Genomic DNA, 13,622 nt, shown 5'->3' with positions numbered 1-13,622 from the left:
CAGCGGCGCTACGGCAGCGCGCCGCCGATGATCCAGGCCTCGAGGGTGGCGAGCTCGCCGGCGGTGAGCATGCCACCAATCGGCATCAGCGAGCCGGCACCCGGGAGATCGATGTCGCCGGTGACCTTGCGATACACCCAGCTCTCGTCGGGGTCGAGGCCATCGCAGTCGATGAGGTTGATGTTGGTGATCACCGCGCTGTTGTTGGCGCACAGCCGGTCGTAGGCGCCGGCGGACTGGAGGTCGAAGCCGGCGGCCGGGGCCTCGCTGTCGTGGCACGAGGGATCGAGGCACCCCTGGGCCATCCAGATCGGATGGATGTGGCTCTCGTACGAGAGCTCCGTGGGAAGATCGCCGCTGCTGGTGTCGGCGGGGGTGGTGGTGCTGGTGGCGCTGGCGCTGGTGGTGCTGCTGCTGGCGTCGCCGCTGCTGGTGTCGCTGCTGACCTCGCCGACGTCGGGGTCGCCGTCGAGACCGGAGGTGAAGGCGCCGGGGGGCAGGTCGTCCCCCGTGCCCTGCTCGTTGCAGGCGAGCACGGCCAGCAGGCACGAGCACGAGATCGCGGCGCGGATGTTCATGGGGCGCTCATCCTATCGTAGCGGGGGGCGCTCGCGGGGAGCCGAGCCCGGCCCGGATCACTGCACCGTGAGGCTCCCGCCGCTGCAGCTCGCGCTCACCTCGCTCCAGCTCGCAGACTGCTCCGCGAGCGTGACGAAGTGGGCGCACAGCTCCTGGCTGGTGGTGCCAGGGACCTCGAGCACGGGGTCGGACGCGGGATCCTGCGGGGTGGAGACCACGCCGTCGAGCATGAATTGCGGGGTATTGAGCAGCACCCCGGCGTAGCGGCGCGCGGCCGCGAGCGTCTCGGTCGCGCCGACGTCGGCCACCGTCTCGTCGAGCGAGGCGGCCATGATGCCCTCGATCGCCTCGATCTCGGAGTCATTGGCGATCTCGGGCTCCGCGATCAAGCGATCCTTGAGCGCGACGGCCACGTCCCACATGAGGGTGCCGGGCTGAGCCAGCGCGGTCTCGACCAGCGCCTGGGGATAGTCGACGGCGGCACAGCCCTGGTCGAGGGGGCCGGTGCACGCTCCCTGGAGCTGCGGATCGATCCCGCTGGCGAGCTCGGCTTCCCAGTGCAGCAGGCCGTTGAAGTCGATGCCGTTGAAGCCGCCCTCGGAGGGGTTGATGTAGATCCCCAGGTCGCGCATCAGCTCGTAGTTGTAGGGCGCGTCGGTGCAGGGCGGGCCGAACCCCGCGCCGCACAGGCCGTAGTACCCCGGGCTCCCCGCGGGGAAGTGCGGGTTCAGGTTCGTGGGCACGCTCGCGACGATCTCGGGGGTGTTGGCGAGATAGGGCGCGAGGAATGCATAGGTGGTGGAAGGTCCGAACTGCTGCGGCAGGTTCCACCACATCGAGCGCATGGCCGATTGCAAGAGCACCCACGCCGAGTGGCGATGCAGCATGTCGCCCACGCCGTTGCCCTGCTCCTGTGCGTCGGTGGCCGACTTGGTGAAGGGATCGAACACCGCGGCCATGGGATAGGGCGTGGAGGCACCGCACGAGTCGGGCGGGGCCTGGTTGAAGTAGGGATGGGTGGCGACCTCGGTCACCAGCGTGCGCACCGAGTAGTGGCTGCTGAAGAACGCCTCGGTGAGCGCGGCGAGGGTGTCGCGCTGGGCGGCGTTGCGGGGAAAGCGGTTGGCGACGGTGAGCGGATAGCCCATGCCCTCCTTCCACATCTCGTTGGCCTGGTTCATGGCGAACAGGAACGCCATGCCCACGGTGGGGTCCTCGAGGTAGCCCATGTCGTCGGCGCTGACGCCCGAGCTCGCGAGGGCCTCGAGGCCGGCGCGGAAGCGGGGCTCGAGGTCGAAGAGGTTGGCGGCCGAGCCCTCGGGGAAGGCACCGCTCCAGTAGGACACGTCATCGAGCGAGACGACGGGATCCTCGTAGGCATCGGTGCGGAACAGGCCGCAGTTGAAGTCGAGCCCGAATGCCTGCACCCCGACTGCGGTGAGGGGGTTGCAGACGGGGTCGTTCTCGTTGCACCACGAGTAGTCGACGAAGCCCGCGTGGCGGAAGATCGCGTGGACGGCGGCCTCGTCGAGGGGGTCGTCCATTTCGAACTCGCCGTAGGCGGCGAGCTCGAAGTAGTTGCCCTCGTAGACGGGCCAGTGGCGATCGATGTTCTCGAGTGCGGCGTCGGTGGTGGACCAGCCGGTGGTGTGGCACTGCAAGCACTCGGTCACGCGGCCGAGGTACTGCGACTCGAACAGCTTGCCGTAGTAGGCCCGGTTGGTGATCTCGATCTCCTCGCGGGTGACGTTGCCGCCCGTGATCGGCGCTCCCATGCGCGCGAACAGATCGGCGCTGTAGGCCGGCGTGATGTCGTCGAGCCGCAGCGACGAGATCACCACGTCGGCCATGGTGAAGTTCTGATACTGCGGAGGATCGTCGGCGCGGCTCTGCCGGATCTCGTCGGCGAGCTCGGCGTCCAGCGAGAGCGCGGTGAGATCGGCGTAGCACTCGGGGTTGCGCTGATCTCCGCGGCGATGGACCCGAAGCTGTGTGTAGTAGTAGTTGCGCCAGCGATCGAGGTAGAGGTCGCCCTGGGCGAGGGCCTGGGCCACCAGGCGGCGGCCGGACATGCCCTGGGCGTCGAGCTGCTCGATGGCGGAGACGAGCAGCCGCACCTCGCGGATGCTCTCGGGCTTGCGGCCCTGGATGAACGGGACGGCGCGCTTGACCCACGCCTCGTCGCCGGCGTCGCACAGCTCGGCCTCGGGAGGCGGCGGCTCGTTGCCGTCGTCGCCGGCGTTGGTGGGATCGATGGGGCCGTCGCTGGCGGTGCCATCGGCGGTGTCGGGATCGTCGGTGTCGCCCACGTCGTCGCCGGAGTCGAAGCCCGAGGCGTGCGGCGGCACGAACGGCCCGTCGACGCCGGGGCAGCCGGCCAGGGCGAGGGGGACCAGCAGGCCGCCCACGCGGTGGGTGGTGCGAGGGAGGCGGGAGGCCATGGCGATGCGATGCGTGCTCATGAGCATTCCTTCCCCGGGGCTAGACCGAGATCCCCCAGAGCTCGTCGCGTACGCGGGCGATGGCCTCGATCTCGTCCGCGGCCTGCCGCACGTCGGCGACCGCGTAGCTCTGGGACGAGAACGGGTAGATGCCGAGGGCCGCGAGCATCATGACGCGGTTCTCGGTGGGGCTGACGTAGGTCTGGGCGTAGCCGCCGCTCTCCTCGGTGATGTTGCCGTAGATCGACGCGCCCGGTGAGCGAGAGTCGCCCGCGCGGATGGGGCCGCCGATGACGACGTTGACGTAGCCGTAGGGCCAATGGTTGGTGCCCGAGCTGCCGGCGACCTGGCGATGGGGCGTGCGCCCGAACTCCATGTTGATGACGATCATGGTCTGGTCGAGGTCGAGCAGCTGATCGTCTTGTGGGCCGGGGTTGCCGGGATCGCGGATGATGTTGGCGAGCTGCTGCAGGGTGTGGGGCACGCTGCGCGCGGTGAAGGGCACGTGCTCGTTGTGCACGTCGTAGCCGATCTCGGGGCGCGGGTAGATGCCGGTGTCGATCCAGTTGACGTAGCGCGCCCGGTTGGTGGTGCGGGTCAGCAGGCTCCGAGCGACGTTGGCCATCATCGCGGGCATGTCCAGGCTCTGCGCGGGCACGCCCGGGCCCGGGCAGATCTGCCCCTGGATCTCGGCGAACAGATCGGGCGAGAGCACCTCGATGAGCTCGTTGGCGTTTTGGCGGGCAAAGTTGGCGAACGCGTAGTTGTTGCGCTCGAGTGAGCGGCTGGCCTTGCCCACTCCACCCGAGCGAAAGCGGTTCTCGTAGGCCTGGGTGTAGTAGGAGACGGCGGCGTCGAAGGCCTCGGGATCGCTCTGCTCGAGCCCGGGGCGTGCGAGCAGCTCGGCGAGCACCGAGTCCTGCGACACGGTGACGTTGAGCGGCCGCGCCGCGCCGGGGTGGAAGCCGATGGCCGAGGCCGAGCCCACGTTGAAGCCGGAGAAGCCGGCGCCGCCGGGGTAGAGGATGAACGAGTAGGGCACCGCCCGGGAGCCGCCGGGCTGCTCGTTGAAGTAGCGCTGGATCGGCGCCCCGAGGCCGGCCATGCGAGGGTTGCCCACGAAGTCGCCGGTGAACGAGACGGGGTTGGCCCCCTCGTGGGCGAGCACGGTGTGCGACTGCACCAGCACGCGCATGCGACTGAGGATGTCGGGGCGCTCCTTGAGCGGGTAGAGCCAGGGGCCGAGGCCGACGGTCAGGCCCGCGGCGTCCTCGGCGAAGTCGGTGACGAACGACGACCCGGGACCGTACTGACAGATGTTCTCGTAGAAGTTGCGGGGGCTGTTGTCCGGCTCGTCGTCGAACAGGTTGATGAAGGTGTTGTTGGCGGTGCCCCAGGACTCGACCGCGTAGAAGGTCTCCCAGGCCGTGATGCCGCCGTGGAAGCACAGCTCGAGCACGCTCTGCGGGCGCAGGTCCTCGGGGAGCATCAGGTCCTCGCGGTCGCTGGGCCACGTGCCCCAGCCGGCTGCGTTGGCGCCCCGGGGGTACTTCAGGATCCCGAAGATCCCGGCACCCGCCGCAGCACTGGTCCCGGCCGCGGTCTTGAGGAAGGTCCTGCGTCTCATGTGCCTTGGTCGCTCCTGCTGGCCTGGCCCGAACATGGGCCACGACGGAGATTAGAACAGATCGAAGAAACCCCAGCGCTCGACTCGAGCGAGCACCGTGAGGCCGCCCGCGGTGAATTGCACGCGATCGGTGCGCTCGCGCGTGACCAGCAGGTCGAGCGGACCCACGGTGAGCGCGCCGAGCTCGGCGGCGGCAATGGTGTAGGCACCGTCATCGGCGGCATGCACCGTGATCACGTTGGTGTCGGCGTCGATGACGCGGATGATGATGCGCGCCTCGGGATCGTCGCCGGGTTCCCACTCGATGGTGAGGTCCTCGTCGGCGGCGAGGGGGGCGTCGAGCGCGTCGAGATCGGGAGCGGTCACGACCAGATCCGGGGGCGTGGTCACGCGCTGGAGCAGCACGTTGTCCTCGAACAGCTCGCCGCCGTAGAGCACCACGTCGTAGGTGGTGGCGGCGCTCCAGCCCGTGGGATCGGGACTGCACGCCTCGGCCACCCCCATCGCGGTGCTCGAGCGATAGACGGGGTACTGCCCGGTGGTGCCGGCGCCGAGCAGGCACGCGAGCAGCTCGGGCTCGCCCTCGCTCGGGCTCGTGCGGAGCTTCATGCCGTTGCCGGCGCTGAGCCAGTCGTCGTCGTCGCCCCAGTCGAACGTGGGCACGGGCTCGGCCGGGATCAGGGTGTCGGGCTCCTCGGGCGGGGGCGGGAGTGCGAGCTGATAGGCGAAGACCGAGTGGAGATCTTCGGTGTCGTCCCAGCCGACCTCGGCCGTGCGGTAGGCCCCGGCCAGACCCACCACGTCGTCACTGCTCAGTGCGTGCGCCGGGGTGAAGGTGACGGTGAGGATGCCGTGGATGTCGCCCAGGTACTCGGTGCCGCCCCATGGCTCGCCGCTGGAATCGGGCGAGTTGGTCGTCGGGGAGGCGGTGGTGGTCGTGGGGGGGGCCGTCGTGGTCGTGGTGCCGCTGCCCTGGTCGTCCTGGCCCGATTCCTGGGCGAAGCCCGAGGCCAGGGGCATGTCGTCCGCGGGTGGATCGTCACGGCAGCCTCCGGTGGCGACGAGGGAGCAAAGAGCGAGGAAGCGAAGGCGTGTCATGCGACCGGGGCCGACAACAGTGTGTTGGTGGCTCACGTGCTTTTCAAGCGTTGGCCGGCGATCTGCGGGGACCGCCCATGCGTGCACGCACACACGGAGAGCGCGCGCGCGATGTCGATCACAGGCCGCGGTCGCGCAGATACGCGACGAGATCGGCGTAGAAGTCGAGGTGGTTCCAGGCGTTGCCCAGGCCCGGCGAGTCGCCGATGAGCTGCCCGACCTCGTCGAGGTGATCGGCGGGCACGCAGCCCAGGAACTCGCCCCAGCGGGAGTCGACGACGCGCACGAGCGCATCGTTGGGTTGCTGCGAGAACACGCCGTCGCTCAGGATCACCTCGGGGATCAGGAACAGGGCGTCGGTGGTGTCGAGAGTGTCCTCGAAGTGGGTGATGAGCAGCGGCGGCGGGGGGCTGGTGGGCTCGCAGGCATCGCCGCCGTCGTGGAGGCCGGTGCGACCGGTCACCGAGGTGTAGAGCACGCCCGGCGCGTCGGTATAGGTGGCGTTGAACTCGGTGATGCCGGGCTGTGACATCTGATAGAGCGCCTCGTAGAGCGAGGTCTCGTTGCCGACCTCGTCCCAGATCGGGGCGCCGAGGTTCTGCACCAACCAGTCGACGAGCGCGGCCGCGCCGGCGTTGGGGGTCAGACCCAGCGCGATGTCGGCGATGGGGGTGCCGTGGTGGGGGGTGGCGACGGTGGTGACCGAGGCGACGAGCTGCGGCGCCATGTGGGCGGCGACGCGGGCGTCGAGGCCACCTTGCGAGTGGGCGAGGATGTTGACCTTGGCGTGGCCAGTGGCGGCGGCGCAGTCCTGCGCCCGCTCGAGCAGCTGCATGCCGCGATCGGTGGAATCGTTGAACGGATCGACCTCGCCCACGCACACGGTGTGGCCGAGCGCTTCGAGGTGCTCGGGCACCCCGTACCAGTAGGGCACGAAGTCGAGGCCGGCGAGGTTCTCGAACCCGAAGAAGCCGTGGGCGAGGACGATGGGGTAGGGCGGACCGAGCAGCGGCTCACCCCCGGTGCTCGAGTCACCGGTGCCATCGACGACGGGGCCGGTGGAGCCCATCGAGCCCTCGCCCTCGGCGGGTCCCGTGACGTCGGCTCCGCTCGACGACGATTCACCGGAGCTGCTGCTGCCCGTGCCCGTGCCCTCGTCTCCCGGTACGGGCTCCCAACCACAGCCCATCGCGATCGGCACCACGAGCCACCAGCCACCTCCACGCCGCATGGAGGGCAGCATGGAGCGCGCGTTCGCCCTCCGTCAACCCACGAGTCGCCCGGCGCCGCCGCGGGCGCTGCCGGCGGCTCCGCCGGCCTAGTCCACGCCGCCGCTGCGGCGCGTGCGGGTTCGCGTGCGGTCGTCGACGACCTTGATCACCTCGAGGTAGATCGTCCGCAGCTTCCCGTTGCGCTTCTTGTTCAGCAGGATGTCGTTGGCCTCGCCCAGCGACTTCATCTTGCCGGGCTTCATGCGCCGCTTCTTCTTCCAGAACCACTTGTAGAAGTTGGCGGGTTCCGTGTAGCCCTCGAGCGGCGGGGACTTGAACAGGCGGTAGAGGTTGTCCTCGGTCTGCACGAAGCCGAACGCACAGGCGGGGTCTCGGCAGTCGGCGCTGAACGTGACCCACAGGAGCGGCATCCCGTTGAGCTCCTCGATCTTGAGGATGAGGCCCGAGTCGGTCTTGGTGGTGACGTTCTTGATGCGCAGTCGGGCCGAGGCCTCGCGGATCTGTCGGTCGACCTCGAACTGCTCGTTGGCTTGGCCCTCGACGTACACGGTGACCAGGCGCTCGCTGGTGTAGACGCGCAGGGGATCGACGCTGCCCTCGGTCTGGGTCTTGACCTTCTCGAGCTCTTCGGGCTTGAGGGCGAAGCGCTTGGCACAACCACCCGCGGCTGCGAGCGTGAATGCGGCGAGCAGCACGGCGGCCGAGCGACGCGCTCGGGGGCGTTGGGCAGAGCCTGGGAAGGGAGCGCGCATCGGATTGGAGGTTGACCCGATCGGCGGGGGTCCGTCAAACGTTCGGGATCGCGACCGGATGCTCGATCGGGGCCCCGGGGGCTGCGGCCCGGGAGGGCCAGCGGAGGCCGCGCGCACCTGGCGAAAACGGCCAGAACGGCCGGGGATTGGTAGATCGTGGCGCCGAGCGATACAACGGGAGTCGGTCCATGATCCGGATCTCCATCGCCGAGGCGGGGAAGAGCCCGCAGCTGCTGACCTTCAATGCGTCGGCGATCACTCTAGGTCGCGCGAGTCAGCACGAGCTGCCCTTGACCGGCAAGGGTGTATCGAGCACGCACTGCCGCATCCTTCGCGAGGGCGAGGCCTACTTCGTCGAGGACCTCGGCTCGACCAACGGCACCTATGTCAATCGGCAGCGGGTGCATGGGCGACAGGCGATCGGTCCGCAGGACGAGGTGGTGCTCGCGGTCTATCGGCTGCGCGTGCTGGTGGATGCCGAGTCGGGCGCGATGAGGATGCCGTCGGCTGCGGTGCCGATGGCGACCCCGATGGGTTACGCACCACCACCGATGGGAGCATCGGGCGCCAGCCCGGTGATGCCTCTGCATGCTTCGGGGCCGTCGCTACCGAGCTCGAGCCCGTCGCTTCCGAGCTCGAGCCCGTCGTTCGCCGGCTCGGGCCCGTCGCTGCCGGGCTCGGGACCGTCGCTGCCGGGCTCGGGCCCGTCGCTCGCCGGCTCGGGTCCATCGGGGGCGATGGGGCTGGCGGCGGGCAGCGGTGCCGTGCCGGTGATGGGCCCGAGCGGCCGCAGCCAGATCACCCCGTCGTCGGCCGACATGGCATGGGGGCGGGAGTGGGAGCAGATCGACAAGCTCGCCAACGCATGGCTGGCGTCGGGCAAGGGCGCCGATCACCTCCTGCGCGGAGAGAAGCTGGCGCACGCGCGCAAGTGGCTGGCGCAGGGCCGCGGCAAGCAGCCGCCTCCCAAGCCGCTGCACCGCGACTTCATCCTGTCCGGCGCGCGAGCTCGCATGCTGCGCGGGCTGGGCGGCACGATGGTGGGCGCGGTCGTGCTGGGCGGGGTGGGAACGGGCATCTTCTTCGCGGTGCAGCCCACCGAGTCCACCGGCGGCGATGGCGAGCAGACGGCCAAGCTCGACGTGGGCTCGGGCTCGGGTCCGGTCGAGGTCGTGGACCCGCGCAGCGCCGAGGCCTCGGCCGAGCTGGCCACGCGCGCGAGCGGCGAGGGGGATCCGGTGGTGGCGGTGCTGCTGGCCGCCGAGGCGACCAAGCGGCTGCCGCCCGAGAGCGCGACCCCGGACGCGCTGGCGTTCGAGGTGCTGCGCGCCACGCTGCGAGACCTGCCGGGACGGCCGCTGCGCGGGCCCGGAGGCGAAGGGCATCTCGGCCCGGTGGAGCGCGTGGCCCTGTCTCCCGACGGACACTGGGCGATCACGGCGGGGAACGGCGGTGGCACCGGCGGCGGCAACGATGTGTACCTCTGGAACCTCGATGCCGCGGGGGTGATCGAGCCCAAGTCGCTGGCCGGGCATCCGCGTGGTCTGACGGGCATGGCGGTGAGCGAGGACGGGCGCTGGCTGGTCACGGCCGATGCCGACGGGCTCGCGATGCGCTGGAACCTGCTCGATCGCGATCCGGCGGCGACCAGCGTGCGCCTCGAGGACCACCGTGCGCCGATCAGCGCGCTCGACCTGAGCGCGAATGGGCGCTGGCTGGTCACGGGGGACGAGAGCGGACAGGTCAAGGTGTGGGACCTCGACATGCCGAGCCCCAGCGCGTCCACGCTGCCGCGAGGGCACGAGGGCAAGGTCACCGGGGTGGCGATCAATGCCACCGGCAATCGCGTGGTCTCGAGCGGCGAGGACATGACCGCGCGCAACTGGCGGGTGGTCGACAGCCGCGGCAAGAATCCGGTGGTGGTGCTCCACGAAGAGGTGGTGGTCACCGCGGTCGGACTCGCACCCGATGACCAGTGGGCGGTGAGCGGGGGAGCGGATGGCGTGGTGCGGCTGTGGCCGCCGACGAGCACCGTGCCCACCCGCAAGTGGGAGCTGCTGTCGGGCCACAAGGGGGTCGTCTCCACCATCGACGTCAGCGCCGATTCCTCCATGGCCGTGAGCGTGGCGCAGGACAAGGACCTGTGGATCTGGGACCTGCACGCCAAGGTGCCGTCGGCCTCGTCGGTGCGCTTGTCGGGCCACACCGCGCGGATCCACCAGCTCGCGCTCTACTCACCGCCGCCTGGGCTCGCGCCCACGCGCCGGGTGCCCGCCACGGCGTTCACGGCCAGCGAGGACGGCACCGCGCGGAGCTGGGACCTCGACCAGCGCAAGGTGGGGGCGTTCTCGCGGGTGTTCTCGGGCCACCGGGGAGGCATTCGCTCGGTGGGGGTGTCGGGCGACGGCCAGTGGGCGATCACCGGGGGTGCGGACCGAGTGGCGAGAGTGTGGGACTGGCAGTCGATGCCGGTGTCGTCCGAGGCCGAGGAGGGCCTGCCACGGCTGGGCAGCGCCTCGAAGGTGGGCCGCGGGCACACCCAGCCGGTGGTGGCGGTGGCGGTCGATCCGTTCGGCCGGCGCATGATCACCGGCTCGGCCGACGGCACCACGCGCATCTGGGACATGCGGCACCCCACGCGGCTGCGGAGCCTGCCGCTCTCCGACGTGCACACCGATCGCGTGCGTGCGGTGGCGACCTCGACCGACGGCCAGATGGCGGTGTCGGGGGACAACGCGGGGCGGCTGGTGCTGTGGGACATCCAGGCGGAGAGCCCCAGCAGCCGTACCCTCATGGGGCACTCGGGTGAGATCGGGATGGTGGAATTCACCCCCGACAGCAAGCGCTTGATCTCGGTGAGCACCGATCGCACGGCGCGGGTGTGGACGATGGGCGACGACCCCGAGAGCTCGGCCGCAGTGCTCTCCCACGACGACGAGGTCATCGTGCTCGCGGTCTCGGGCGACGGCCGCTGGCTCCTGACCGGCACCCTCACCGAGGCCGTGCTGTGGAATCTCAATGGCTCGCTGGAGTCTCCCGAGCGCACGTTCAAGGGGCACGAGGACGACCTCAAGACGGTGGCCCTGAGCGCCAACGGGCGCTGGGCCGCGACCGGCGCCAACGATCGCAAGATCCTCTTGTACGACCTCGACAAGGGCAAGCTGGCGGGCAAGCTGCGGGGGCACGAGGGCGTGGCGGGGGTGCTCTCCTTCAGTCCCGATGGTCGGCGGCTGGCCTCGGGCGCAGATGACCGGTCGATTCGCCTGTGGGACCTGACCTCGGACCATCCCGACGAGGGCTCGCTGGAGCTCACCGGCCACTCGGGGGGCATCAGCGATTTCGAGTGGAGCCCCGATGGCCGCTGGCTGATATCGTCGAGCAACGACGGCACCATCCGCCTGTGGGACACCCGCAAGGACCCCGTCGACATGATGGAGACCGCGGTGGTGCTCGAGGGCCACTCGAACTTGATCCCGAGCCTGGCGCTGGTGACCAAGGAAGGCCGCATGACCCACGTGGTCTCCGTGAGCTACGACGGCACGGCGCGGCTTTGGCCATTCGAGGTCGACGACTCGATCTCGCTGGCGTGCACTGCGGCGGGTCGCAGGCTCACCGAGGACGAGTGGAAGGAGCTGGTGGGCGGCAAGTACCGCACCGCCTGCGACTGAGGCTCCCTACTTGCGCCGCAGCACCAGGTCGACCTCGACCGGCCGGGTGCCCACGCGGACCTCTTGCTCCGCCTCGGCGTACCCGGCGGCCCGCGCACGCACGGTGTAGCGCCCGCCCTTGGCCATCAAGCGATCGAAGCGACCGTCGCGAGGGCGCGCGGTCCAGCGCTCGCCAAAGCGTAGATCGATCTGGTCGATGACGACCTCGGCCTCCACGGGCTTGCCGGCCTCGTCGCGTACGTGGCCCGAGATCCGCATGCCCTGATCGACCCGCTCCAGCAGCCCCTGCCACACGGGACGGGTGGCGGCGACGGCCTCGGTGCGAATGGTCAGCTCGGGGTTGTGGTAGGCGCCCTCGAGCAAGAGCGCCACCGTGCCGTGCTCGTGCATGTACCAGTCCTGGTCGCTACCGGACACGGGATAGCCGGCGGGCGCCACCCGGTAGGGCTTGCCGTTGCGCTGGGCAGGGGCGGCCGCGGCCAGCTCCTCGGCCACGGTCCAGGCCGCGTTGGGGCGCGGGTTCTTGGTGCCATCGACGTTGTAGGGCACGTAGATCACCCGGCCGATCGTGTGGAACGAGATCGAGGCGGCGAAGCGCTGGCGCTGGGCCAGGGCCATCATGGCCTGGGTCTCGGGCTCGGAGCCGGGGCTGGGCCCGCGGTGGTACTGGCTGGTGATGGCGGGGCTGCCGGCGGTTCCCGCTCGCGCGCCCCAGCCGAACGGATAGTTGCGGCTGAGGTCCACACCCTCGAAGGGATCGACGCTGCCGTCACCGCTGCCGTCGCGGCCGTTCTTGCGGATCACCCACTGGGAGCGCTCGATGAAGTAGGCGTTGCCGTCGGGGTTGACCATCGGCACGCACCAGATCTCGAGGCCATCGACCCAGCGGGTGACGGCGGGATCGCGGCCGTAGCCCTCGAGCAGGCCCTGCACCACGTCGAGCGCATACTCGGTGCTGAGCAGCTCGCTGGCGTGGTGCATGGCGTTGAACAGCACCGCGGGCTCGTCCTCGTCCTGCTCGGGGTGATCGGAGATCTTCAGGCCCCAGATCGGGCGGCCTCCGTGGGTACGGCCGAGCTCGTGCAGCTCGCTGATCTCGGGATAGCGCTCGTGGTAGGCCCGCAAGAGCTCCTCGAGCAGCCGAGGATCCTTGTAGCTCTCGTCGACACGAAAGCCGCGAGCGGTGGGAGTGGGGGGCTTGCCGCGTCGCTCGCGATAGGCGGCGTCGAACAGGCCCCAGCCGGCCGTACCGTCGATGGCGGCGATGGTGACGTCGGTGCGCCGCAGCTGCTCGGCCTGCACGGTCGACAGCTCGAGCACGGCCTGGCGCGTGCCGTCTGGGGCCACGTGCTCGCCGGTGGCGTGGCGGCGCAGCGCCGAGGGGAGCTGCGGGAGCTGGTCGTGGGGGATGAAGGCGAAGCGAGTGTCACCGAACGGGGTGGTATCGTCGGCGCGATCGGGCCCCCCCAGCGATGGGTAGAGCCGCCGGGCGGGCACGTGTTGACCCACGCCGGACTTGCTGGCACGCGTGGTGTCCATCACCGAGAGCAGGGTGAGCGCGCCGCCCTGGGCCTTGGCGTGGATCCGCACCCCCACGCGCCCATCGGCATAGGTGGTGTCGTGGGCGGTCAGCGTGCCGAGCAGGGTGAGCTTGTCGCCGTCGTAGACGGTGGCGACCAGCTGCGGGCCCACGAGGTGTACGACGAACTCCAGCGTGCTCGGCGAGCCCTTGATCTTGACCGCGTCGCCCATGGGCTTGGCCACGCCGCGATCCCATCGCATCAGACGGACCTTGTCCTTGAGCACGCTCAGCTCGTAGCCGCACACGAGATCCCAGCCCTGACCGGCATGGGCGCGGACCATGAGGCCGAGGTCGGCGCGCTTGCCCGGCTGGATCCGGAACCTCACCAGGCCGTCGCCGATGTGGGCGGTGGCGCCCTTGGCGAGCCACCACGCGTTGGTGACGGTCTCGGCCTCGGCCCGGCGCAGCACGCCGTCGGTCTGCTCGAAGGTGCCCACGGTCTCGGCGGTCCCGGCCACCGCGGGGTCGCCCGTGCGGACGCGGCCGATCACGATCTCCTCGCGCTTGGCGTCGAAGTCGGGGAACGCGGTGGCCGGGGAGGGGGCCAGCCACAGGCTCGCGGCCAGCCACAGGCTGGGGGGCAGCCCCAGCCATCGAGGGATCCGGGAGCGCATCGCGGTCAGGATGCCACGGATCGGTCGAG

General features: G+C 70.2%; 8 protein-coding genes. 1 reads left to right on the top strand and 7 read right to left on the bottom strand.

Annotated elements, in window-relative coordinates; genetic code table 11:
* Nucleotides 1-8 precede the first annotated feature (8 nt).
* The 6 genes from OEB96_RS40475 to OEB96_RS40450 form a co-directional block, all read right to left on the bottom strand.
* Nucleotides 9-578 (bottom strand): hypothetical protein, encoded by a 570-nt coding sequence (locus OEB96_RS40475; RefSeq protein ID WP_266222283.1) that lies wholly within the window; start codon nt 576-578, stop codon nt 9-11.
* 57 nt (nt 579-635) lie between these two features.
* Complete coding sequence (locus tag OEB96_RS40470; RefSeq protein ID WP_266222282.1) at nt 636-3,041, bottom strand: hypothetical protein; 2,406 nt, start codon at nt 3,039-3,041, stop codon at nt 636-638.
* 19 nt (nt 3,042-3,060) lie between these two features.
* Nucleotides 3,061-4,647: a DUF1501 domain-containing protein gene (locus OEB96_RS40465; protein WP_266222281.1), complete on the bottom strand. Its 1,587-nt coding sequence runs from the start codon at nt 4,645-4,647 to the stop codon at nt 3,061-3,063.
* A gap of 51 nt (nt 4,648-4,698) precedes the next feature.
* Nucleotides 4,699-5,745: a hypothetical protein gene (locus OEB96_RS40460; RefSeq protein ID WP_266222280.1), complete on the bottom strand. Its 1,047-nt coding sequence runs from the start codon at nt 5,743-5,745 to the stop codon at nt 4,699-4,701.
* Nucleotides 5,746-5,863: 118 nt separating this feature from the next.
* Nucleotides 5,864-6,976, bottom strand: coding sequence for an esterase/lipase family protein (locus OEB96_RS40455; protein WP_266222279.1), 1,113 nt, complete (start codon nt 6,974-6,976; stop codon nt 5,864-5,866).
* A gap of 87 nt (nt 6,977-7,063) precedes the next feature.
* Nucleotides 7,064-7,729 carry a hypothetical protein gene (locus OEB96_RS40450; RefSeq protein WP_266222278.1) on the bottom strand — a complete coding sequence of 222 codons (666 nt, stop codon included), beginning with the start codon at nt 7,727-7,729 and terminating at the stop codon, nt 7,064-7,066.
* A 188-nt stretch (nt 7,730-7,917) separates the two neighbouring features.
* On the opposite strand from OEB96_RS40450, the gene OEB96_RS40445 reads away from it, so the two are divergent.
* A complete protein-coding gene (locus tag OEB96_RS40445) occupies nt 7,918-11,397 on the top strand; it encodes an FHA domain-containing protein (protein ID WP_266222277.1) in 3,480 nt (1,159 codons plus the stop codon).
* A 6-nt stretch (nt 11,398-11,403) separates the two neighbouring features.
* On the opposite strand, the gene OEB96_RS40440 is transcribed toward OEB96_RS40445, so the two are convergent.
* The gene (locus OEB96_RS40440; RefSeq protein ID WP_266222276.1) at nt 11,404-13,593 is read right to left on the bottom strand and encodes a M14 family zinc carboxypeptidase; all 2,190 of its coding nucleotides are present in this window, start codon (nt 13,591-13,593) and stop codon (nt 11,404-11,406) included.
* Between the last annotated feature and the right edge of the window lie 29 nt (nt 13,594-13,622).

Source organism: Paraliomyxa miuraensis (assembly GCF_026337845.1).
Classification (GTDB): Bacteria; Myxococcota_A; Polyangia; order Nannocystales; family Nannocystaceae; genus Paraliomyxa; species Paraliomyxa miuraensis.
The sequence above is the reverse complement of the archived record's forward strand: the minus strand, read 5'-3'. Positions and strand labels throughout refer to the sequence as shown.

What these genes read in the sequence shown, in the direction of transcription:
- OEB96_RS40475 (WP_266222283.1), bottom strand. Translation starts at nt 578, where the DNA reads ATGAACATCCGCGCCGCGATCTCGTGCTCGTGCCTGCTGGCCGTGCTC.
- OEB96_RS40470 (WP_266222282.1), bottom strand. Translation starts at nt 3,041, where the DNA reads ATGAGCACGCATCGCATCGCCATGGCCTCCCGCCTCCCTCGCACCACC.
- OEB96_RS40465 (WP_266222281.1), bottom strand. Translation starts at nt 4,647, where the DNA reads ATGAGACGCAGGACCTTCCTCAAGACCGCGGCCGGGACCAGTGCTGCG.
- OEB96_RS40460 (WP_266222280.1), bottom strand. Translation starts at nt 5,745, where the DNA reads ATGACACGCCTTCGCTTCCTCGCTCTTTGCTCCCTCGTCGCCACCGGA.
- OEB96_RS40455 (WP_266222279.1), bottom strand. Translation starts at nt 6,976, where the DNA reads ATGCGGCGTGGAGGTGGCTGGTGGCTCGTGGTGCCGATCGCGATGGGC.
- OEB96_RS40450 (WP_266222278.1), bottom strand. Translation starts at nt 7,729, where the DNA reads ATGCGCGCTCCCTTCCCAGGCTCTGCCCAACGCCCCCGAGCGCGTCGC.
- OEB96_RS40445 (WP_266222277.1), top strand. Translation starts at nt 7,918, where the DNA reads ATGATCCGGATCTCCATCGCCGAGGCGGGGAAGAGCCCGCAGCTGCTG.
- OEB96_RS40440 (WP_266222276.1), bottom strand. Translation starts at nt 13,593, where the DNA reads ATGCGCTCCCGGATCCCTCGATGGCTGGGGCTGCCCCCCAGCCTGTGG.